The sequence below is a fragment of the Enterobacter cloacae complex sp.6700776 genome (assembly GCF_048284255.1).
Lineage (GTDB): Bacteria > Pseudomonadota > Gammaproteobacteria > Enterobacterales > Enterobacteriaceae > Enterobacter > Enterobacter intestinihominis.
Map to the genome: position 1 here is coordinate 64,813 of NZ_JBLVYK010000008.1, position 20,318 is coordinate 85,130.

The window sequence follows — 20,318 nt, forward strand, 5'->3', positions numbered from 1 at the left end:
TCTACCCCTACAGGTTGTTTCATGAGGATTTAAAAATGCTCAGTCAAATACAACGTTTTGGCGGCGCCATGTTCACCCCGGTTTTACTGTTTCCCTTTGCCGGGATCGTGGTCGGGATCGCCATCATGCTTCGCAACCCGCTGTTTGTCGGCGAAGCTTTAACGGCCCCCGATCATCTGTTCGCGCAGATTGTTCACATCATCGAAGAGGGCGGCTGGGCGGTGTTCCGCAATATGCCGCTGATTTTTGCTGTCGGCTTACCGATTGGCCTGGCAAAGCAGGCGCAGGGCCGCGCCTGTCTGGCGGTGCTGATTAGCTTTCTGACCTGGAACTACTTTATCAACGCGATGGGGATGACCTGGGGTCACTTCTTTGGCGTCGACTTCTCTGCTGAACCCACTGCTGGCAGCGGGCTGGCGATGATTGCCGGAATCAAAACGCTTGATACCAGCATCATCGGGGCGATTATCATTTCCGGGCTCGTCACCGCCATCCACAACCGATTTTTCGACAAGCCGTTGCCAGTCTTCCTGGGGATTTTCCAGGGCACCTCGTTTGTCGTTATCCTCGCGTTCTTCGTCATGATCCCCTGCGCCTGGCTGACGCTGCTGGGCTGGCCGAAAGTGCAGATGGGCATTGAGTCCCTGCAGGCGTTCCTGCGCTCTGCCGGTGCGCTCGGCGTATGGGTCTATACCTTCCTGGAACGCATTCTGATCCCAACCGGATTGCACCACTTTGTCTACGGTCCGTTTATCTTCGGCCCGGCGGCGGTAGAGGGCGGCATTCAGGTTTACTGGGCGCAGCACCTGCAGGAATTCAGCCAGAGCACTGTGCCGCTAAAAACACTGTTCCCTGAAGGCGGCTTCGCCCTGCACGGCAATTCGAAAGTGTTTGGCTCGGTCGGGATTGCGCTGGCGATCTGGTACACCGCGTCGCCGGAAAACCGCGTCAAGGTTGCGGGGCTGCTGGTTCCGGCCACGCTTACCGCCGTGCTGGTGGGTATTACCGAACCGCTGGAGTTCACCTTCCTGTTTATCTCGCCGTTGCTGTTTGCTATCCACGCCGTGCTGGCCGCAACGATGGCGACGGTGATGTATACCTTCGGGGTGGTGGGGAACATGGGGGGCGGTCTGCTGGACCAGTTCCTGCCGCAAAACTGGATCCCGATGTTCCATAACCACGCCTCGACGGTATTCACCCAGATTGGCATCGGCCTCTGCTTCACCGCTCTCTATTTCGTGGTCTTCAGGACGCTTATCGAACGTCTGAATCTGAAAACGCCGGGCCGGGAAGAGAGCGAAATCAAGCTCTACAGCAAGGCCGACTATAAGGCGGCGCGTGGGCAAACCACCGCCCCGGCAGCAGCCAGCCAGCAGGTCGGACAGGCCGCTGGGTTCTTACAGGCGCTCGGCGGCGCAGCAAATATCGAAAGTATCAATAACTGCGCCACCCGCCTTCGTATCGCCCTGGTGGATATGACGAAAACCCAAAGCGATGACGTATTCAAAGCCCTGGGCGCACACGGTGTGGTGCGGCGCGGCAACGGCATACAGGTGATTGTCGGTCTGCACGTTCCTCAGGTGCGCGACCAGCTGGAATCGCTGATGAAAACCCCTTTAACAAACGAACAAACCACTCTGACAGAGGCTATATCATGAAAAAATTCTCAGTTGTTATTGCAGGCGGCGGCAGTACATTCACGCCTGGTATCGTCCTGATGCTGTTAGCCAACCGTGACCGTTTCCCGCTGCGTGCGCTGAAGTTCTATGACAATGACGGAGCACGTCAGGAGATCATCGCCGAGGCGTGTAAAATCATCCTTAAGGAGCAGGCGCCGGAGATTGAATTTAGTTACACCACCGATCCTGAAGCGGCCTTTACCGATGTGGATTTCGTGATGGCGCATATTCGCGTTGGCAAATATCCCATGCGTGAAAAGGATGAAAAAATCCCGCTGCGCCACGGCGTGCTGGGCCAGGAAACGTGCGGGCCGGGCGGCATCTCCTACGGCATGCGCTCCATCGGCGGCGTGCTTGAGCTGGTAGATTATATGGAGCAGTACTCCCCGAAAGCGTGGATGCTGAACTACTCCAACCCGGCGGCGATTGTCGCGGAAGCCACGCGCCGCCTGCGTCCGAACGCGAAAATCCTCAACATCTGCGACATGCCGATCGGCATTGAAGGCCGTATGGCGCAAATCGTCGGCCTGAAAGACCGCAAAGAGATGCGCGTGCGCTACTACGGTCTGAACCACTTCGGCTGGTGGACGTCGATTGAAGATCTGAACGGATACGATCTGATGCCGAAATTGCGCGAATACGTGGCGAAAAACGGTTATGTTCCACCTTCGGAAGATGCGCATACTGAAGCGAGCTGGAACGATACCTTCGCCAAGGCCAAAGACGTACAGGCGCTGGATCCGGACACCATGCCGAACACCTACCTGAAGTATTACCTGTTCCCGGACTATGTGGTCGCCCATTCCAACCCGGAGCGTACCCGCGCCAATGAAGTGATGGATCACCGTGAGAAGCATGTATTCAGTTCATGCCGGGCGATTATCGAAGCCGGTCATTCTTCTGCCGGTGAACTGGAAATCGACGAACATGCGTCGTACATCGTCGATCTGGCGACCGCGATTGCCTTTAACACCCAGGAACGCATGTTGCTGATTGTGCCTAACAATGGGGCTATCCATAATTTTGACGCCGACGCGATGGTAGAAATTCCGTGTCTGGTCGGCCACAACGGACCGGAGCCGCTGACCGTGGGTGATATTCCGCACTTCCAGAAAGGGCTCATGAGCCAGCAGGTGGCGGTGGAAAAACTGGTGGTGGACGCCTGGGAGCAGCGCTCGTATCAGAAACTCTGGCAGGCGATTACCCTGTCGAAAACCGTACCGAGCGCATCGGTGGCGAAGGCGATTCTGGACGATCTGATTGAAGCTAATAAGGATTACTGGCCAGAGCTGCACTAATCTTTCTGACCGGCATCGCCAGATGCCGGTCTCCTTGTCCTGGCTGAATTACGCTATGCTGAAGCCTGCATGATGCACGACAAGGAACCTTCATGAACATTTCCCGCCTCGGTGAAGCGCCGGACTACCGCTTCTCACTGGCTAACGAACGCACGTTCTTAGCGTGGATCCGCACCGCCCTGGGCTTTCTGGCCGCAGGCGTCGGCCTTGATCAGCTCGCCCCCGATTTTGCCACTCCGTTGATTCGCGAAGTGCTGGCCCTGCTGCTGTGCCTGATTGCCGGCGTGCTGGCGATTTATGGCTATCTGCGCTGGCTGAGAAATGAAAAAGCGATGCGTCTGAAGCAGGATCTCCCCTACACGCGCGGTTTGCTCATCATCAGTACGATTTTGCTGATGGTTGCGGGCGTAGTGATGTTACTGGTGCTGTATGCCGGATAGCCGCAAAGCGCGGCGGGAAGCGGACCCCGGGCTTCAGCCGGAGCGAACCTCGCTGGCCTGGCTGCGCACGCTGCTTGGGTATGGTGCGTTGATCGCGCTTGCCATTAAGCACAACTGGCACCGCACGGGGGCGCCATTCTGGATCTCCATTGTTGTGCTGGCGCTGGTAGCCATCATTTTATGGCGCTACACCCGCAGCCGTAACCTGATGGACGTGGCGCAGAGCGACTTTGTACAGCCGAAGGCGGTGCGGGATAAGTTCCTTATCGCCCTGGCCGTGCTGTCGCTGTCACTGCTGTTTGCGGTCACCCACATTCAACAAATTTTGCACCTGTAGGCCGGGTAAGGCGCAGCCGCCACCCGGCATATTTACTTCCCTTTCGCTAAATATTTCGCCATCTCGTCTTCCGGCACCATGCCGCCGCCGGTCGCCCAGACCAGGTGTGTAGTGTTAGCATTCGCCGTTATGCGTACCGGCCCGGCCATCCCCGCCAGCGCCGACGGCTCCAGACAAATGCCTTCTTCCTGCGCCAGCCAGCCGAGCAGGTCGTACATGCTTTGATCGGCGAGGGTATAGAACCCGTCAAGCAGACGCTCCATCGCGCGGCCCACGAAGCCAGACGCGCGACCTACCGCCAGACCGTCCGCCGCCGTCACGTTATCAATACCCAGATCCTGCACCGCGATTTCATCGTGCAGCCCGGTGTAAACGCCCAGCAGCATGCACGGGGAGTGCGTGGGCTCGGCGAAGAAACAGTGGACGTTATCGCCAAAGGCCAGCTTCAGGCCAAACGCCACGCCGCCGGGGCCGCCGCCGACGCCGCACGGCAGATAGACATTCAACGGATGTTCAGCATCCACCGCGCGCCCCTGCGCGGCAAACTGCGCTTTCAGGCGCTCACCTGCAACCGCGTAGCCCAGGAACAGCGTGCGTGAGTTCTCATCGTCAATAAAGAAACAGTTTGGATCGCTTTCCGCCGCTTTGCGCCCTTGCTCCACGGCCACGCCATAATCCTGCTCATATTCCACGACGATCGCGCCGTGGCTGCGCAGTTTGGCTTTCTTCCACTCGCGGGCGTCGGCGGACATATGCACCGTGACCTTAAAGCCGATGCGCGCGCTCATAATGCCGATGGACATCCCCAGGTTGCCGGTTGAACCCACCGCGATGCTGTACTGGCTGAAGAAGGCTTTAAAGCGTGGCTCCAGCAGGATGCTGTAATCGTCATCCAGCTTGAGTAAACCAGAGGCCAGCGCCAGTTTTTCCGCATGGGCCAGCACCTCATAGATACCGCCGCGCGCTTTAATGGAGCCGGAAATCGGCAGATGGCTGTCTTTTTTCAGCAGCAGCGTGCCGGGGATCGTTGTGCCAAACTCCTGTTCCAGACGCGTTTTCATCGCCGGGATCGCGACCAGTTCGGATTCAATAATCCCGCCCGTTGCCGCCGTTTCCGGGAAGGCTTTCGCCAGATACGGCTCGAAGCGTTTCAGGCGCGCATGCGCGTCGTCCACGTCGGCTTTGGTCAGCCCGACATATGGCAACCCTTCCGCTAGCGTCGTGGTGTTCGGATTAAGCCAGGTGATCTCTTTCAGGGCAATCAAATCCGCCAGCAGCGGAAACCGGTCAATGAGGCCGGTCAGGTCAGTCGTTTTCATAATCTGTCTCAGAATTTAGTTCGTTTTGACTCTACACCAATTGTGAAAAAGCATGCTAAATACAGAGTAAAGCATTTGATTATTTGCAAGGGGCGTCGTGTTAAAGCCGTTAATTGTCACCGTGTTAGCGCTCGCTTCCGGCTGGGCCTGTGCCGCTGAGCCACCCCTGACGGCTGCCCGTTACGCGCAGATGTTGGGCGTCGGAATGGATGTCGACTGGGCCCGCACCGAGCGCGGTATACGCGAATTCGACCCGTTGGTGGTCCGTGATTTCCAGGCGAAAGGCATACATCATGTCCGTATTCGGGTGGCGGGCGAACCGACGGAAGCGCGGCTGATTCACCTGCGTAAGCTGGTGGAGGCCTGCGAGCAATACGGCGTCATCCCCATCATCGCCTATCAGGCCGATGAATATAAAAACGATCCGAAAGCGGATACCGAAAAAGCGGTGATCAACTGGTGGATTGCCGTGGCGCACTATTTTGGTCAGCGCTCGCCATTGCTGGGTTTTGACCTGATCTACGAACCGGCGGACAAGCTCAACCACAACGTTGCTTCGCTCAACCGGGTGTATGAGAAAGCGATCAAAGACATCCACGTCATTGATGCCAGCCGCATGATTTTTATCGCCCCTCGTCTGCGCGCCGCGCCGGAGGATTTATCCAGCCTGAAGCTGCCCGCACACAGCCAGAATTACCTGCTGGCGGAATGGCATATTTTCCCCTGGGGTCCGCTGAAAACGAACGGCAGATACCCGTGGACGTCCGGAACCGCGGCTGAGAAAGCGGCTATCCGTAACCGAATCAATGCCGCGCTGCACTGGCAGCAAAAAACCGGGCACGTTAGCTGGGTCGGGGGCTGGGGCGTGGGGGAGTCAAACCACCTCACGCCAACCGCTTCGCAAATGGCCTTCGCCAACTTTATGGCCTGCGAGCTGCAAAAGGCGAAAATCCCGTATGCGCTTAACGCGGACTTCCAGTTTTACGACGGGGAAGAGGGCGCCTGGCGGCCTGCGCCAGAGCCGTTATTACAGGCGATGATTGCGCCCGTGTGTGAAAAGCCCGGCGAGAAGCCGGGCCATCATGCGGTTAAACCGGCTGTTCGTGATGCGGGACGCGCGACGCCAGCGGCAGCCAGCACAGCAAAATCAGCAGCCCCATCAGGGTCATCAGCAGGCCCAAACTCGCCTGCCCGGTCTGCGGCATCATAGCCGAAAGCCAGGCCAGCGCGCCGGAACCGATATTCTGTAAACCGCCGACCAGGGCACCAGCGGTGCCCGCGAGGAACGGGAACGGCTCCATTGCGCCGCTGGTGGCGAGCGGGAACAGCATGCCCGCGCCAAAGAAGAACAGCGCTGCCGGGATAAGCAACGTCCAGACCGACATCACGTCAAACAGCCCCGGGATCCACATCATCAGCCCGGCCAGCAGACAGCTGATCACCGACTGCCACATCAGCGTAGAGAAGCGTTTGTTCGGACGTCCGGCGAACCATGCGCCGAAGAACGCCGCCGGGATCGGCAGAATAAACAAAATGCTCACCACCATGCTGCTCAGGCCAAGGCTTGCGCCCAGCAGCACGCCGGAACAGGCTTCAAACACCGCAATGCCCGCCAGACCGCCGATTAGCATCAACAGATAACAGGTAAACGACCCATTACCGAACAGCGTTTTGTAGCTGGCGATGAGCTTCGTGCGCGGCGCGTCCTGCGGACGTGTTTCCGGCATCCAGCGCGCCATGCTGAAGGTGACAATAATGCACAGCACCAGCAGGAAGGCGTAACAGGCGCGCCAGGACCAGACGGTGTCCAGCAGACCCCCAATCAGCGGGGCGAGCAGCGGGCTGACCAGAATGCCCATATTTAACAGACTGTTGGCGTGGCGAAGCTGGGTGCCCTGGTACATATCACGCGGCAGGGTACGCGCCATGACCCCGCCGACGCCGGTGCCCACGCCCTGGAGGGCGCTGGCGGCAATCAGGATGGTCAGGCTGTGCGTAGTAATGGCAATCACCGTCGCCACCATGAAAATGCTCATGCCCACCAGAATGACCGGACGACGCCCGACGCGATCGGACAGGGGACCATAAACCAGCTGTGAAACGCCATAGGTCAGCAGGTAGGCTGCCATCACGCTCTGTACCGCACCTTCGCGGACGCTCAGATCTTTTGCCATATCGGCAATCGCCGGAATGTAGATGGTTTGCGCCATCTGCCCGACGGCCACCAGTAACACCAGCATCAACAATAAGTTCACGTTCCGTTGCTTTTTCATGTCGCTGAATACTTTTGCCAAAAGAGATAAATAAAGAATAAGTGACTACGCATTCCCATAAATGCGCGAGGAATCTACCACAGAGAGATGACAATTTAAGCATTACTGTGATGAATGACAGAAGGCGTGAAGGCAGGATTTGTAAACAAGATCGGCAACTAATGTTGCCAGCGAATTACGCCAGGCGCAGCAGGACCGCACCGGCTGCAATACCCAGCGCCGCCGCGATGCGCAGGCCCACAACCTTCTCTTTTAAAAGCACAAATGCGATGAATGCGCCGAAGAGAATAGAGGTTTCACGTAGTGCGGCGACCACCGCCAGCGGCGCCTGAGTCATCGCCCAGAGTGCCAGACCGTAAGATCCCATCGTCCCGACGCCGCCGAGCAGTGTAACGCACAGGAGACGAACAAATATGGCCAGCTTGCGGCAGTCGGCTGGGGCGAGAAGGGGAGTAAAATCAGCGCAATAAGCGCGGCTGAACCGCTGACCCTGATCGCCGAGTAGAGCTTGTCCGTTCCGGCTTTAATGATGGCGTTCCAGCTGGCATGCAGCAGTGCGGCGAACAGTAAAATGCAGAAAACGGTGATGGACATGGCGGATCGGTTGGTGAAATGTCATCCAACTGTAACATTCCCCCGTCGAGGCTGCCAGCCGCTTACACTGCGCAAAAAAGGCGGTGCGTCACCCGGGGCTCGTCTGACACCAGCCTGAAGCCCGCCCGATGATAAAATCCGTACGCGGTTTCCGGCGCATGGGTATTAAGAAAATCAAACCAGATGCTGGCATCCGCCATCACCACGGTCAAAAGTTGTTTTCCAATCCCCAGCCCACGGCACTTTTCGCTGACGTAGAGATGACGAATACGTCCGGCGCGCGGCTGCTGGCTGAATGGATCGCGATTTAGACCGCACACGCCCACCAGCCTGCCGTTAAGAAACGCCCCCAGCAGCTTTTCACCCGGCGCGTTAAAGCGGTTCTCACCGCGCTGCCAGTTCTCTTCCAGCCTGCGCAGCATATTGAAATTTAACGCGATACTCTCGGCCTTCAGGGCGATATAGCCCGGTTCATCAGGGGTAACAGGCTCAATTAACAGACGCGACATAGCATTCCCTCGTTATTAAAGAGGGGCGGTTGCCCGCCCCTCTCAGGTGCGACTTGAACCTGAATCACTTAACGTATTTCAGGACAGCATCAAGCAGTTGCAATACAGCAACAATGAGTTTGAGGACAAGTATGACCATATCCACGACGCTCATACGCGTCTCCTTTTGGTTAAAAGGAGCACGATGCTGGCGTACCTTTCCGCCGCCTGTGGCCAGCACCTGGATTGACGTAACACAGTGTGCTCACTTCAGGGGTTAAGGCACTGACGGCACCACCCGTTTCAGCCAGGACTTCGTTGCGCCGGTAAACTGCGGCCCCCTCGCTCACTGCGAACACCCTCAGTATAGATAAATACTGTATGCATGAACAGTATTTTATGGACAAATTTTGGAAGGCGATCCATACTCAAAACGTCAAAATCCGTGCCGGAATTGCGCGTTCGTCTTCGATCGCGTATACTTTTTGCGTTGACGTAACACAGTGTGTTCTGCGGCAACCAACCGCAAAACCCTGATAAAAACCTCGCTTAGGCGGGGTTTTTTGTTTTCTGACGAAGTGAAAATAGTATCCTCCGTTGACTTATTGGCAATAGGTGTTATCGTTGCCATAATGGCAACGGACGCGGCAGGCAAGCAGGATGCATTTAATCTCAATGAAGGCAATTTTGGATGCGGTAAGCCAGTTCCCGCAACACAGAGAAGAGCTTCTCTTTTTAGGACGAGTTATTGAAAAGAGCCACTGCCCGACGCCCGCTGCACTGAGAAAACTTTTCCCAACGCTGGATAACTTCAAGTATCTTGAAAAGCATTATGTTATTGATATTGCAAATAACAATCTCAGAGTAGTGGCTCTCATATTCTTTGAAAGCCAAAAGTTTTATGTGCGCCATGTTTTTACTCATAAGGAATATGACCGTTTTACGGAGAAACATCGCACTAAGGGGAAGAAATGATGATCGTCGCTGATGCAATGAAAGCTACGCACGCCCTTGTTGCGGCCGTTCCTTTACTGGGTGAACAGCCGAGCGAGAAAGATTATAAGGATGCGCTTGAGCTGGTTGAGTATCTCCTTATGAACGAGCCCAATAGCCCCTTGCTGGATATTGTTTGCGCCAGAATTAGCCATTACGAAGCTAATCGGCCAGAGATAGTCGCATTACGCAAGGAGATGGAGTCCGTTCCCGTCGGAATTGCAGTTTTGAGAACCTTGATGGATCAATACAATCTGACGATATCGGATTTTAAGGATGAAATTGGTAGTAAATCGATGGTTTCACGGGTTCTGAATGGTCAGAGACAGCTTACTCTGAACCATATTAAAAAGCTGGCGGTCAGATTTGGGGTATCACCTGCGCTATTTATTGAGTGAGTAAAAACCCTTTATTGAGTGTCATCACCCAACAAACGAAACGTGATCCCTGACGCATTTTTGCGCAGTTGAAAATATTTCCATTGTCACATCCGAAAACCTGTGTTTGTATAAATTCTATCAATGATTCCAAACACAGGTCCCCAATGACTTCATCCATCTTCACTTCGACCCTACTAAAAACTGCGCAACCTGCCGCAGTGGTCGTCGTGCGTGTGGTGGTGGTCGTCGGCAATGCGCCGTAGGGACTGGATCAACACACGAATCCAAAACCCCGCCGGCGCAAACCGGGCGGGGTTTTTCGTTTAAGAGCCTCCCCGGAAAGTCGGCCCAGAAGAAAAGGACTGGAGCATGGCAAGTTCGGGCACAACATACACAAAAACGCGTTTCACCGGCGCGCAGCTGATTGTTCATTTACTGGAACGACAGGGCATCACCACCGTTGCGGGCATCCCGGGTGGGACCGTGCTGCCGCTGTATGATGCGTTAAGCCAAAGCACACAGATCCGCCACGTGCTGGCGCGCCACGAGCAGGGCGCAGGCTTTATCGCTCAGGGCATGGCGCGTACCCAGGGTAAACCGGCGGTCTGTATGGCCTGCAGCGGGCCGGGCGCCACTAACCTGGTGACCGCCATCGCCGATGCGCGCCTCGACTCCATTCCGCTGATCTGCATTACCGGCCAGGTGCCGTCCTCGATGATCGGTACCGATGCGTTCCAGGAAGTGGATACCTACGGTATCTCTATCCCCATCACCAAACATAACTATTTAGTTCGCGATATCAGCGAGCTGCCTCAGGTGATCAGCGATGCGTTTCGCATTGCCCAGTCTGGCCGCCCGGGTCCGGTGTGGATAGACATTCCTAAGGATGTCCAGACCGCAGAAATTGAGATCGACGTGCTGCCGGAGCCGGGCGAGCGTGCCCCGGCGCCGGAATTCAGCGCTGAGAGCGTGCGCGATGCCGCCGCCATGATTAACGCGGCGAAACGCCCGGTGCTCTATCTGGGCGGCGGGGCGATCAACGCCGCGGATGAAATCCGTCAGTTCGCTGAAAAAGCCAGCCTGCCTACCACCATGACCCTGATGGCGCTCGGCATGCTGCCAAAAGCGCACCCATTGTCTTTAGGGATGCTGGGCATGCACGGCGCGCGCAGCACCAACTACATCCTGCAAGAGGCGGATTTGCTGATTGTTATGGGGGCGCGTTTTGATGACCGGGCGATCGGCAAAACCGAGGAGTTCTGCCCGAACGCCAAAATCATTCATGTGGATATCGACCGCGCCGAGCTGGGTAAAATCAAGCAGCCGCACGTGGCGATTCAGGGCGACGTGGCCGAGGTGCTGGCACAGCTGATCCCACAGACGGAGGCAACCGACCGCGCCGACTGGCGCCAGCTGGTGGCCGATCTGCAACGCGAGTTCCCGGGCGCTATCCCAACCGAGGGTGACCCGCTGAGCCACTATGGTCTTATCAACGCCGTTGCCGCCTGCGTGGATGACAGCGCGATTATCACCACCGACGTCGGCCAGCATCAGATGTGGACCGCCCAGGCGTATCCGCTTAACCGCCCGCGCCAGTGGCTGACCTCCGGCGGCCTTGGCACCATGGGCTTCGGCCTGCCAGCAGCGGTTGGCGCGGCGCTCGCCAACCCGGACCGTAAGGTGATCTGCTTCTCCGGTGACGGCAGCCTGATGATGAACATTCAGGAGATGGCGACGGCAGCCGAAAACCAGTTAGACGTCAAAATCATTCTGATGAACAACGAGGCGCTGGGCCTGGTACACCAGCAGCAGAGCCTGTTCTATAAGCAGGGCGTGTTTGCGGCGACCTATCCGGGGATGATCAACTTCATGCAGATTGCCGCTGGTTTTGGCCTGCACACCTGCGATCTGAACGCCGAAGAAGATGCCCACGCGGCGTTGCAGGATGCGATTTCTCGCCCTGGCCCGGCGCTGATCCACGTGCGTATCGACGCGCAACAAAAAGTGTATCCGATGGTGCCGCCGGGTGCGGCAAATACTGAGATGGTGGGAGAATAAATCATGCAGAAACAATATGATAACGTCATTCTGGAACTCACCGTCCGCAACCACCCTGGCGTCATGACCCACGTCTGCGGGCTGTTTGCCCGACGGGCGTTTAACGTGGAAGGCATTCTGTGCCTGCCGATTCAGGGCAGCGAGCACAGCCGCATCTGGCTACTGGTGAACGACGACCAGCGTCTGGAGCAGATGATGGCGCAGATCGACAAGCTGGAGGACGTCACCAACGTGGCGCGCAACCAGTCCGATCCCACCATGTTTAACAAAATTGCGGTGTTTTTCGAGTAAATCACTTAAGGTAAAAGGCTTTTGCCGGATGGCGCTGCGCTTATCCAGCCTGCAAGGACGTTACACGTAGGCCGGATAAGGCGTTTACGCCGACATCCGGCGTGTTCACGCATCAGGATCAAACCATGACCACCATCGCCCTTATCGACGACCACCTTATCGTCCGCTCCGGCTTTGCCCAGCTTTTAAACCTCGAACCGGATTTTCAGGTCGTGGCCGAGTTTGGCTCCGGTCGCGAGGCGCTGGCGGGCCTGCCGGGACGCGGGGTGCAGGTCTGTATCTGCGACATCTCAATGCCGGATCTCTCCGGGCTGGAGCTGTTAAGCCAGCTGCCGAAAGGGATGGCGACCATTATGCTCTCCGTCCACGACAGCCCGGCGCTGGTCGAGCAGGCGCTCAACGCGGGCGCGCGCGGCTTCCTCTCTAAACGCTGTAGCCCCGACGAGCTGATTGCCGCCGTGCGCACCGTATCCACCGGCGGCTGCTACCTGACGCCGGATATCGCCATCAAGCTGGCGGCGGGACGGCAGGATCCGCTCACCAGACGCGAGCGTCAGGTGGCAGAGAAACTTGCCCAGGGCATGTCGGTGAAAGAGATTGCCGCGGAGCTGGATCTGTCCCCGAAAACCGTGCATGTTCATCGCGCCAACCTGATGGAAAAACTCAACGTCAGTAACGATGTCGAGCTGGCGCGCCGTATGTTTGACAGCTGGCAATGAGTCCCGTTTTTTCACGGCTGATCGCCGTCGTCGCCAGCTTTTTTATCTTCTCCGCCGCATGGTTCTGCCTGTGGAGCATCAGCCTGCATCTGGTGGAACGCCCGGAGCTGGCGGTGCTGCTTTTCCCCTTTGGCCTGCGTCTGGGACTGATGCTTCAGTGCCCGCGCGGATACTGGCCCGTTTTGCTCGGTGCAGAGTGGCTGATGCTGATCTGGCTGGCGCAGGAAGTGGCGCTGGCGCATCTGCCTTTATTGATGACCGGAAGCCTGCTCACGCTTATCCCGGTCGCCCTGATTTCCCGCTACCGTCACCAGCGCGACTGGCGCACGCTGCTGCGTCAGGGGGCGGCGCTGATTGCCGCCGCGCTGTTGCAGTCCCTGCCGTGGGTGGGCGAAAAGGAGGTGCTCAACGCCCTGCTGCTGACCCTCACCGGCGGCCTGACGCTGGCCCCGACCTGCCTGGTTTTCTGGCATTACCTTACCAGCACCGTCTGGCAGCCGCTCGGCCCGGCGCTGGTCTCCCAGCCGGTGAACTGGCGCGCCCGGCACCTGATCTGGTATCTGCTGCTGTTTGTGGTGAGCCTGTGGTTGCAGCTTGGTCTGCCCGCTGAATTATCACGCTTCACGCCGTTTTGTCTGGCGCTGCCGATCATCGCCCTTGCCTGGCACTACGGCTGGCAGGGGGCACTGATCGCGACCCTGATGAACGCCATCGCGCTGATCGCCAGCCAGACCTGGCACGATCATCCGGTAGATCTGCTGCTCTCGCTGCTGGCCCAGAGCCTGACCGGGCTGCTGCTGGGGGCGGGCATCCAGCGCCTGCGCGAGCTGAACCAGTCTCTGCAAGCCGAGCTGGCGCGCAATCGCCGTCTGGCGGAGCGTCTGCTGGAGACGGAAGAGAGCGTGCGCCAGGAGGTTGCCCGCGAGCTGCACGATGACATCGGCCAGACCATCACTGCCATCCGCACCCAGGCGGGCATTGTCCAGCGCCTGGCGGCAGAAAACACGGGTGTGAAGCAGGGCGGGGCGCATATCGAACAGCTTTCGCTGGGTGTCTATGACTCCGTTCGCCGCCTGTTAGGGCGGCTGCGCCCGCGCCAGCTTGACGATCTGTCCCTGGAGCAGGCGGTGCGTTCCCTGATGCGCGAGATGGAGCTGGAAAGCCGCGGGATAGTCAGCCATCTCGACTGGCGCATCAATGAAGCTACCCTGAGCGAAGGTCAGCGCGTGACGCTGTTCCGCGTCTGTCAGGAGGGGCTGAACAACATCGTCAAACACGCCAGTGCCAGCGCGGTCACGATCCAGGGCTGGCAGCAGGACGAGCGCCTGATGCTGGTGATTGAAGACGACGGCTGCGGCCTGCCGCCGGGCTCCGGCCAGCAGGGCTTTGGCCTGGCGGGCATGCGCGAGCGCGTGAAGGCGCTCGGCGGCACGCTGACAATCTCCTGCACCCACGGGACGCGCGTCAGCGTCAGTTTGCCGTTAAGGACGTACCATGTTTAAAACCCCCGCCAGCGCCGCCCCGCTAGGCAACAAAGCGGAAATCGACGCCCGCTACCGCTACTGGCGACGTCATATCCTGGTCACTATCTGGCTCGGCTACGCGCTGTTCTACTTCACCCGCAAAAGCTTCAACGCCGCCGCGCCGGAGATCCTCGCCAGCGGCGTGATGGCGCGCACCGACATCGGCCTGCTGGCGACGCTGTTTTACATCACCTACGGTCTGTCGAAGTTCTTCTCCGGCATCGTCAGCGACCGCTCCAATGCGCGCTATTTCATGGGCGTTGGGCTGATCGCCACCGGCGTGGTGAACATCCTGTTTGGCTTCTCCACCTCGCTCTGGGCCTTCGCCCTGCTGTGGGCGCTGAACGCCTTCTTCCAGGGCTGGGGCGCGCCGGTCTGCGCCCGCCTGCTCACCGCCTGGTACTCACGCAACGAGCGCGGCGGCTGGTGGGCGATATGGAATACCGCGCATAACGTCGGCGGGGCGCTGATCCCGATGGTGGTGGGGGCTGCCGCGCTGCACTACGGCTGGCGTGCGGGGATGATGATTGCCGGTGGCCTGGCAATTATCGCCGGGCTGTTCCTCTGCTGGCGCCTGCGCGACAGGCCGCAAACCGTCGGCCTTCCACCAGTGGGCGACTGGCGGCACGACGAGATGGAGATCGCCCAGCAGCAGGAGGGGGCCGGGCTGTCCCGCCAGCAGATCCTCACCAAATACGTGCTGAAAAACCCCTACATCTGGCTGCTGTCGCTCTGCTACGTGCTGGTCTACGTGGTGCGCGCGGCCATCAACGACTGGGGCAACCTGTACATGTCCGAGACGCTCGGTGTGGATCTGGTGACCGCCAACTCGGCGGTGACCATGTTTGAACTGGGCGGGTTTATCGGCGCGCTGGTGGCGGGCTGGGGCTCGGACAAGCTCTTCAACGGCAACCGCGGGCCGATGAACCTGATTTTCGCCGCCGGAATTTTGCTCTCCGTCGGCTCGCTGTGGCTGATGCCGTTCGCCAGCTACGTGATGCAGGCGGCGTGCTTCTTCACCATCGGTTTTTTCGTCTTTGGCCCGCAGATGCTGATCGGCATGGCGGCGGCAGAGTGCTCCCACAAAGAGGCGGCAGGCGCGGCGACGGGCTTTGTCGGGCTGTTTGCCTACCTCGGCGCATCGCTCTCCGGCTGGCCGCTGGCGCGGGTGATCGACATCTGGCACTGGAGCGGGTTCTTCGCGGTGATCGCCATCGCGGCGGGCATCTCCGCCCTGCTGTTGCTGCCGTTTTTGCACGCGCAGGCACCGCGCGAAGCGTGACGCGCCTCACCTTTTGCTGTCGAGTCGCGCAAAACTAAGAAATTTTCCCGGTTTCACCTGGACGCTGTCTCAGGCATCTCTCCTGGCTGGTTTTTACAATGCTGCAAAAATCAGCTCAGGAGTAACTCAGTCATGCTGGCCTTCTTAAATCAGGTGCGCAAGCCGACCCTGGATCTGCCGCTCGATGTGCGGCGCAAAATGTGGTTCAAACCGTTCATGCAGTCCTATCTGGTGGTCTTCATCGGCTACCTGACTATGTACCTGATCCGCAAAAACTTTAACATCGCGCAGAACGACATGATCTCCACCTACGGGCTGAGCATGACGCAGTTGGGGATGATTGGCCTGGGCTTCTCCATCACCTATGGCGTGGGGAAAACTGTCGTTTCCTACTATGCGGACGGCAAAAACACCAAGCAGTTCCTGCCGTTTATGCTGATCCTCTCTGCCATCTGTATGCTCGGCTTCAGCGCCAGCATGGGCGCGGGCTCCGTCAGCCTGTTCCTGATGATCGCCTTTTACGCCCTGAGCGGTTTCTTCCAGAGCACCGGCGGGTCGTGCAGCTACTCCACCATCACCAAATGGACGCCGCGCCGCAAGCGGGGGTCGTACCTCGGCATGTGGAACATCTCCCACAACCTCGGCGGAGCGGGTGCGGCAGGCGTGGCGCTGTTCGGCGCGAACTACCTGTTCGACGGTCACGTCATCGGCATGTTTATCTTCCCGTCGATTATTGCCCTGATTGTTGGCTTTATCGGCCTGCGCTACGGCAGCGATTCCCCGGAGTCGTACGGCCTCGGCAAAGCCGAAGAGCTGTTCGGGGAAGAGATCAGCGAAGAGGACAAAGAGACCGAAGAAAACGAGATGTCCAAATGGCAGATCTTTGTTGAGTACGTGCTGAAAAACAAAGTGATTTGGCTGCTCTGTTTCTCGAACATCTTCCTGTACGTGGTGCGCATTGGTATCGACCAGTGGTCCACAGTGTATGCCTTCCAGGAGCTGAAGCTTTCTAAAGAAGTGGCGATTCAGGGCTTCACCCTGTTTGAAGTGGGCGCGCTGGTCGGCACGCTGCTGTGGGGATGGCTCTCCGACCTCGCCAATGGCCGCCGCGCGCTGGTGGCCTGCGTCGCGCTGGCGCTGATTATCGCCACCCTTGGCGTCTACCAGCACGCCAGCAACCAGTACATTTACCTGGCGTCCCTGTTCGCGCTCGGCTTCCTGGTGTTTGGTCCGCAATTACTGATCGGTGTGGCGGCAGTGGGCTTCGTCCCGAAAAAAGCGATCGGCGCCGCCGATGGGATTAAGGGCACCTTCGCCTACCTGATCGGCGACAGCTTCGCCAAGCTGGGTCTGGGGATGATCGCCGACGGCACGCCGATTTTCGGCCTTACCGGCTGGGCGGGCACCTTCGCCGCGCTGGATGCCGCCGCGATTGGCTGTATCGTCCTGATGGCGATGGTTGCGGTGCTGGAAGAGCGTAAGATCCGCCGTGAGAATCGTGCGCAGAAATTAAAAGTAGCCTGAGTGTGCAGGTAACTTCTTTGCCCGGTGTGTGATGCCGGGCTTTTTTATTTTGCACGGCCTACCTTTACTCCGCTTTACACACTCGCTCCTCTCTATGCTCTACAGTGTTTTTGCTGCCGCCTTTCGTGCAGCCTTAGCCCTTTTGCTAACGGAGAGCTTGCATGTTAACCCGACGATTGTCCTGCCTGGCGCTGCTGATGGCGCTGGCGTCCCCCGCAATGGCCGCGGATGCCCCCACCTACGGCGAGAAGCTGGAAGGTTTTGACTACGGCTGGCCGGTAAAACACTTTACCTTTACCTCGCAGAACCAGCCTCTGGATATGGCTTACCTGGACGTGAAACCGGAAAAACCCAACGGCCGCACCGTGGTGCTGATGCACGGCAAAAACTTCTGTGCTGGCACCTGGGACGGCACTATCCGCGCGCTGTCGGCCGGTGGCTATCGCGTGCTCGCCCCTGACCAGATTGGTTTTTGTAAATCCACCAAGCCGGAGCATTACCAGTACACCTTCCAGCAGCTGGCGGATAACACCCACGCGCTGCTGAAAACGCTGGGCGTCGAGCGCGTGACGGTTATAGGACATTCGACCGGCGGCATGCTGGCAACCCGCTATGCGTTGATGTGGCCGCAGCAGGTGGAGCAGCTGGTGATGGTGAACCCGATTGGTCTGGAAGACTGGAAAGCGCGCGGCGTGCCGCATATTACGGTCGACCAGTGGTACCAGCGCGAGCTGAAAGTTAGCGCCGACGGTATTCGTCAGTACGAGAAAAACACCTACTACGCCGGGGAGTGGAAACCGGAGTACGAGCGCTGGGTCACCATGCTCGCCGGGCTGAACAACGGGCCGGGTAAAGCGCGCGTGGCGTGGAACTCGGCGCTGCTCTACGACATGATTTATACCCAGCCGGTTGTCTATGAATTTAGCGAGCTGAAGATGCCGGTATTATTGATGATCGGCACGAAGGACAACACTGCCATCGGCAAAGATCTCGCCCCGCCGGAGATCCGCAAGACGCTCGGCAATTACGCGGTGCTGGGCAAAGAGACGGCGAAGCGCATTCCGCACGCGACGCTGGTCGAGTTTAACGACATGGGCCACGCGCCGCAGATGCAGGATCCTGAACGTTTCCACGACGCGCTGCTGAAAGGGCTTCAGGCGCGCTGACGGGTCTCCAGCAACAGCCCGCGCAGCCACGCCTGCGCGGGATTGCTTTCATCGCAATTATCCAGCTTTTTTCGGTTCACTATTCTGGCCGTTCCCGCTGTTGACGCGCTGCGTTTCCCGCTATGATGGGCGGCTAGTCTAAGGAGAACGCATGGTCTGGATAATGCTGGCAACGCTTGCCGTGGTATTTGTGGTTGGATTTCGTGTCCTGACCTCAGACTCCCGCCGCGCCATCAAACGTTTAAGCGAGCGGCTGGGCATCACCCCGATGCCAGTCGAGTCGATGATCGATCAGTTCGGTAAAACGCCGGGCAATGAGTTTATCCGCTACCTTGAGCGCCCCGACGAGGCACATCTGCAAAATGCGGCGCAGGTGCTGCTCATCTGGCAGGTCTGCATTGTCGACGGCAGTGAAGAGAATCTGCATACCTGGCACCGTATGCTGCGTAAAGCCCGCCTTGCCGCACCCATTACCGATGCGCAAATTCGACTGGCACTTGGCTTTATGCGCGAAATGGAGCCCGATCCGCAGGAGCTGAACGCCTTCCAGCTGCGCTATAACCAGCTATTTCTGCCGGAAGAAGGTGTGTTTTATCTGCACTGATCCCCTCTAAAACCACAAAAGTTGTCAAATCGTTAAATCCGTCACACTTTTGATGATAAACTGCGCGACTTTTCCGCACGTTTTTATCTCAGGTGATGCCATGACAGAACATATCCAGCCCACGACTCCGCCGCAGGCCAAAGAGGTGTCTCGCCCCAACTGGTCGGCGGTTTTCTCCGTGGCGTTCTGCGTCGCCTGCCTGATCACCGTTGAGTTTCTGCCGGTCAGCCTGCTGACGCCGATGGCGCAGGATCTGGGCATTTCCGAAGGCGTGGCGGGGCAGTCCGTTACCGTCACCGCCTTTGTGGCGATGTTCGCCAGCCTGTTTATCACCCAGGCGATTGGCACCATTGACCGTCGTAAAGTGGTCATTCTGTTCAGCGTGCTGCTGACGCTCTCCTGCCTGCTGGTCTCTTTCGCTGAAAGCTTCACCCTGCTGCTGCTGGGTCGCGCCTGCCTGGGGCTGGGGTTAGGCGGCTTCTGGGCGATGTCGGCCTCGCTGACCATGCGCCTGGTGCCCGCGCGCACCGTGCCAAAAGCGCTGTCCGTTATCTTCGGCGCGGTCTCTATTGCGCTGGTGATTGCCGCGCCGCTGGGCAGCTTCCTTGGTGGGATTATCGGCTGGCGTAACGTCTTTAACGCGGCGGCAGTGATGGGCGTGCTGTGCATTATCTGGGTGTGGAAAGCGCTACCGTCTCTGCCGGGTGAAGCGGCGCACCACAAACAGAACATGTTCGCGCTGCTCAAGCGTCCGGGCGTGCTGGCGGGGATGACCGCCATCTTCATGGCCTTTGCCGGGCAGTTTGCCTTCTTTACCTATATTCGCCCGGTGTATATGACCATGGCGGGCTTTGACGTGGATGGCCTGACGCTGGTGCTGCTGAGCTTCGGTATCGCCAGCTTCGTCGGCACCTCACTGTCGTCTCAGTTCCTGAAGCGCTCCCTGAAGGTGGCGCTGGCGGGTGCGCCGCTGGTGCTGGCGATCAGTGCCGCGGTGCTGGTGCTGTGGGGCAGCGACAAGTGGGTCGCATCGGCGATTGCGATTGTCTGGGGCTTTGCCTTTGCGCTGGTGCCGGTGGGCTGGTCGACGTGGATCACCCGCTCGCTTGCCGATCAGGCGGAAAAAGCCGGGTCGATTCAGGTGGCGGTGATCCAGCTGGCGAACACCTGCGGCGCGGCGGTGGGCGGCGTAGCGCTCGACCATCTTGGGCTGACGTCACCGCTGGTGATCTCCGGTACGCTGATGCTGCTGACCGCGCTGCTGGTGGCGGGGAAGGTGAAGGCGAAGTAAGTCAATTTTCCTCCTCACCCTAACCCTCTCCCCATAGGGGAGAGGGGACTGCTCGGTGC

General features: G+C 58.5%; 20 protein-coding genes and 2 pseudogenes. 17 read left to right on the forward strand and 5 right to left on the reverse strand.

Annotated features, from left to right (window positions below; all coding sequences use genetic code 11):
* The first annotated feature begins 35 nt into the window (after positions 1-35).
* The 4 genes from ACNQ0T_RS13960 (at position 36) to ACNQ0T_RS13975 (ending at position 3,754) form a co-directional block, all read left to right on the forward strand.
* Positions 36-1,658: an alpha-glucoside-specific PTS transporter subunit IIBC gene (locus ACNQ0T_RS13960; protein WP_022646542.1), complete on the forward strand. Its 1,623-nt coding sequence runs from the start codon at positions 36-38 to the stop codon at positions 1,656-1,658.
* Positions 1,655-2,977 carry a 6-phospho-alpha-glucosidase gene (locus tag ACNQ0T_RS13965; RefSeq protein WP_417930154.1) on the forward strand — a complete coding sequence of 441 codons (1,323 nt, stop codon included), beginning with the start codon at positions 1,655-1,657 and terminating at the stop codon, positions 2,975-2,977. Before ACNQ0T_RS13960 ends, ACNQ0T_RS13965 begins: the two co-directional genes overlap by 4 nt.
* 92 nt (positions 2,978-3,069) lie before the next feature.
* Positions 3,070-3,417: a YidH family protein gene (locus ACNQ0T_RS13970; protein WP_003861080.1), complete on the forward strand. Its 348-nt coding sequence runs from the start codon at positions 3,070-3,072 to the stop codon at positions 3,415-3,417.
* Complete coding sequence (locus tag ACNQ0T_RS13975) at positions 3,407-3,754, forward strand: DUF202 domain-containing protein (RefSeq protein ID WP_022646545.1); 348 nt, start codon at positions 3,407-3,409, stop codon at positions 3,752-3,754. The genes ACNQ0T_RS13970 and ACNQ0T_RS13975 overlap by 11 nt, the downstream gene beginning before the upstream one ends.
* 32 nt (positions 3,755-3,786) lie before the next feature.
* Here the strand turns inward: ACNQ0T_RS13975 and dsdA are convergent, their stop codons facing one another.
* Positions 3,787-5,073 carry a D-serine ammonia-lyase gene (dsdA, locus tag ACNQ0T_RS13980; protein WP_417930155.1) on the reverse strand — a complete coding sequence of 429 codons (1,287 nt, stop codon included), beginning with the start codon at positions 5,071-5,073 and terminating at the stop codon, positions 3,787-3,789.
* A gap of 97 nt (positions 5,074-5,170) precedes the next feature.
* Here dsdA and ACNQ0T_RS13985 point away from each other — a divergent pair.
* Positions 5,171-6,256 (forward strand): annotated as a pseudogene (locus ACNQ0T_RS13985) (cellulase family glycosylhydrolase); the annotation flags it as partial.
* Here ACNQ0T_RS13985 and emrD read toward each other — a convergent pair.
* The 4 genes and pseudogenes from emrD to tisB all read right to left on the reverse strand — a co-directional run bounded on the left by emrD (position 6,162) and on the right by tisB (position 8,603).
* Entirely contained in the window at positions 6,162-7,346 is a 1,185-nt protein-coding gene (gene emrD / locus ACNQ0T_RS13990) for a multidrug efflux MFS transporter EmrD (RefSeq protein WP_417930156.1), read from the reverse strand. The pseudogene ACNQ0T_RS13985 and the gene emrD overlap by 95 nt on opposite strands.
* A 175-nt stretch (positions 7,347-7,521) precedes the next feature.
* Positions 7,522-7,940: pseudogene (locus ACNQ0T_RS13995) on the reverse strand (EamA family transporter).
* Positions 7,941-8,002: 62 nt separating this feature from the next.
* Positions 8,003-8,449 carry a GNAT family N-acetyltransferase gene (locus ACNQ0T_RS14000; protein ID WP_023298965.1) on the reverse strand — a complete coding sequence of 149 codons (447 nt, stop codon included), beginning with the start codon at positions 8,447-8,449 and terminating at the stop codon, positions 8,003-8,005.
* 64 nt (positions 8,450-8,513) lie between these two features.
* Positions 8,514-8,603, reverse strand: a complete 90-nt coding sequence (tisB, locus tag ACNQ0T_RS14005; RefSeq protein ID WP_022646551.1) for a type I toxin-antitoxin system toxin TisB — start codon at positions 8,601-8,603, stop codon at positions 8,514-8,516.
* 485 nt (positions 8,604-9,088) lie between these two features.
* On the opposite strand from tisB, the gene ACNQ0T_RS14010 reads away from it, so the two are divergent.
* The 12 genes from ACNQ0T_RS14010 (at position 9,089) to nepI (ending at position 20,259) form a co-directional block, all read left to right on the forward strand.
* Positions 9,089-9,403, forward strand: coding sequence for a type II toxin-antitoxin system HigB family toxin (locus tag ACNQ0T_RS14010; RefSeq protein ID WP_180243317.1), 315 nt, complete (start codon positions 9,089-9,091; stop codon positions 9,401-9,403).
* Positions 9,400-9,819: a helix-turn-helix domain-containing protein gene (locus ACNQ0T_RS14015; protein ID WP_023305145.1), complete on the forward strand. Its 420-nt coding sequence runs from the start codon at positions 9,400-9,402 to the stop codon at positions 9,817-9,819. The genes ACNQ0T_RS14010 and ACNQ0T_RS14015 overlap by 4 nt, the downstream gene beginning before the upstream one ends.
* Before the next feature lie 146 nt (positions 9,820-9,965).
* Entirely contained in the window at positions 9,966-10,064 is a 99-nt protein-coding gene (gene ivbL, locus ACNQ0T_RS14020; protein WP_057979964.1) for an ilvB operon leader peptide IvbL, read from the forward strand.
* A gap of 106 nt (positions 10,065-10,170) precedes the next feature.
* Positions 10,171-11,859 (forward strand): acetolactate synthase large subunit, encoded by a 1,689-nt coding sequence (gene ilvB, locus ACNQ0T_RS14025; protein WP_023298966.1) that lies wholly within the window; start codon positions 10,171-10,173, stop codon positions 11,857-11,859.
* Positions 11,860-11,862: 3 nt separating this feature from the next.
* On the forward strand, positions 11,863-12,150 hold the full coding sequence (gene ilvN, locus ACNQ0T_RS14030; protein WP_045336030.1) for an acetolactate synthase small subunit: 288 nt from the start codon (positions 11,863-11,865) through the stop codon (positions 12,148-12,150).
* A gap of 125 nt (positions 12,151-12,275) precedes the next feature.
* Complete coding sequence (gene uhpA / locus ACNQ0T_RS14035) at positions 12,276-12,869, forward strand: transcriptional regulator UhpA (protein ID WP_022646555.1); 594 nt, start codon at positions 12,276-12,278, stop codon at positions 12,867-12,869.
* Positions 12,866-14,371 (forward strand): signal transduction histidine-protein kinase/phosphatase UhpB, encoded by a 1,506-nt coding sequence (gene uhpB / locus ACNQ0T_RS14040; RefSeq protein WP_417930159.1) that lies wholly within the window; start codon positions 12,866-12,868, stop codon positions 14,369-14,371. The genes uhpA and uhpB overlap by 4 nt, the downstream gene beginning before the upstream one ends.
* The gene (locus ACNQ0T_RS14045) at positions 14,364-15,674 is read left to right on the forward strand and encodes an MFS transporter (protein WP_038414992.1); all 1,311 of its coding nucleotides are present in this window, start codon (positions 14,364-14,366) and stop codon (positions 15,672-15,674) included. The genes uhpB and ACNQ0T_RS14045 overlap by 8 nt, the downstream gene beginning before the upstream one ends.
* 132 nt (positions 15,675-15,806) lie before the next feature.
* Positions 15,807-17,198 carry a hexose-6-phosphate:phosphate antiporter gene (gene uhpT, locus ACNQ0T_RS14050; protein WP_023298970.1) on the forward strand — a complete coding sequence of 464 codons (1,392 nt, stop codon included), beginning with the start codon at positions 15,807-15,809 and terminating at the stop codon, positions 17,196-17,198.
* A gap of 161 nt (positions 17,199-17,359) precedes the next feature.
* The gene (locus ACNQ0T_RS14055; RefSeq protein ID WP_417930160.1) at positions 17,360-18,364 is read left to right on the forward strand and encodes an alpha/beta fold hydrolase; all 1,005 of its coding nucleotides are present in this window, start codon (positions 17,360-17,362) and stop codon (positions 18,362-18,364) included.
* Positions 18,365-18,515: 151 nt separating this feature from the next.
* Positions 18,516-18,968 (forward strand): DUF1198 domain-containing protein, encoded by a 453-nt coding sequence (locus tag ACNQ0T_RS14060; protein WP_014830062.1) that lies wholly within the window; start codon positions 18,516-18,518, stop codon positions 18,966-18,968.
* A gap of 100 nt (positions 18,969-19,068) precedes the next feature.
* Complete coding sequence (gene nepI, locus ACNQ0T_RS14065) at positions 19,069-20,259, forward strand: purine ribonucleoside efflux pump NepI (RefSeq protein ID WP_023298972.1); 1,191 nt, start codon at positions 19,069-19,071, stop codon at positions 20,257-20,259.
* The last annotated feature ends 59 nt before the right edge of the window (positions 20,260-20,318 follow it).

What these genes read in the sequence shown, in the direction of transcription:
- ACNQ0T_RS13975 (WP_022646545.1), top strand. Translation starts at nt 3,407, where the DNA reads ATGCCGGATAGCCGCAAAGCGCGGCGGGAAGCGGACCCCGGGCTTCAG.
- ACNQ0T_RS14000 (WP_023298965.1), bottom strand. Translation starts at nt 8,449, where the DNA reads ATGTCGCGTCTGTTAATTGAGCCTGTTACCCCTGATGAACCGGGCTAT.
- ACNQ0T_RS14045 (WP_038414992.1), top strand. Translation starts at nt 14,364, where the DNA reads ATGTTTAAAACCCCCGCCAGCGCCGCCCCGCTAGGCAACAAAGCGGAA.
- ACNQ0T_RS13970 (WP_003861080.1), top strand. Translation starts at nt 3,070, where the DNA reads ATGAACATTTCCCGCCTCGGTGAAGCGCCGGACTACCGCTTCTCACTG.
- uhpT (WP_023298970.1), top strand. Translation starts at nt 15,807, where the DNA reads ATGCTGGCCTTCTTAAATCAGGTGCGCAAGCCGACCCTGGATCTGCCG.
- ACNQ0T_RS14010 (WP_180243317.1), top strand. Translation starts at nt 9,089, where the DNA reads ATGCATTTAATCTCAATGAAGGCAATTTTGGATGCGGTAAGCCAGTTC.
- ACNQ0T_RS14015 (WP_023305145.1), top strand. Translation starts at nt 9,400, where the DNA reads ATGATGATCGTCGCTGATGCAATGAAAGCTACGCACGCCCTTGTTGCG.
- ACNQ0T_RS14055 (WP_417930160.1), top strand. Translation starts at nt 17,360, where the DNA reads ATGTTAACCCGACGATTGTCCTGCCTGGCGCTGCTGATGGCGCTGGCG.
- emrD (WP_417930156.1), bottom strand. Translation starts at nt 7,346, where the DNA reads ATGAAAAAGCAACGGAACGTGAACTTATTGTTGATGCTGGTGTTACTG.
- uhpB (WP_417930159.1), top strand. Translation starts at nt 12,866, where the DNA reads ATGAGTCCCGTTTTTTCACGGCTGATCGCCGTCGTCGCCAGCTTTTTT.
- nepI (WP_023298972.1), top strand. Translation starts at nt 19,069, where the DNA reads ATGACAGAACATATCCAGCCCACGACTCCGCCGCAGGCCAAAGAGGTG.
- tisB (WP_022646551.1), bottom strand. Translation starts at nt 8,603, where the DNA reads ATGAGCGTCGTGGATATGGTCATACTTGTCCTCAAACTCATTGTTGCT.
- ACNQ0T_RS14060 (WP_014830062.1), top strand. Translation starts at nt 18,516, where the DNA reads ATGGTCTGGATAATGCTGGCAACGCTTGCCGTGGTATTTGTGGTTGGA.
- ACNQ0T_RS13960 (WP_022646542.1), top strand. Translation starts at nt 36, where the DNA reads ATGCTCAGTCAAATACAACGTTTTGGCGGCGCCATGTTCACCCCGGTT.
- ilvB (WP_023298966.1), top strand. Translation starts at nt 10,171, where the DNA reads ATGGCAAGTTCGGGCACAACATACACAAAAACGCGTTTCACCGGCGCG.
- ilvN (WP_045336030.1), top strand. Translation starts at nt 11,863, where the DNA reads ATGCAGAAACAATATGATAACGTCATTCTGGAACTCACCGTCCGCAAC.
- ACNQ0T_RS13965 (WP_417930154.1), top strand. Translation starts at nt 1,655, where the DNA reads ATGAAAAAATTCTCAGTTGTTATTGCAGGCGGCGGCAGTACATTCACG.
- dsdA (WP_417930155.1), bottom strand. Translation starts at nt 5,073, where the DNA reads ATGAAAACGACTGACCTGACCGGCCTCATTGACCGGTTTCCGCTGCTG.
- ivbL (WP_057979964.1), top strand. Translation starts at nt 9,966, where the DNA reads ATGACTTCATCCATCTTCACTTCGACCCTACTAAAAACTGCGCAACCT.
- uhpA (WP_022646555.1), top strand. Translation starts at nt 12,276, where the DNA reads ATGACCACCATCGCCCTTATCGACGACCACCTTATCGTCCGCTCCGGC.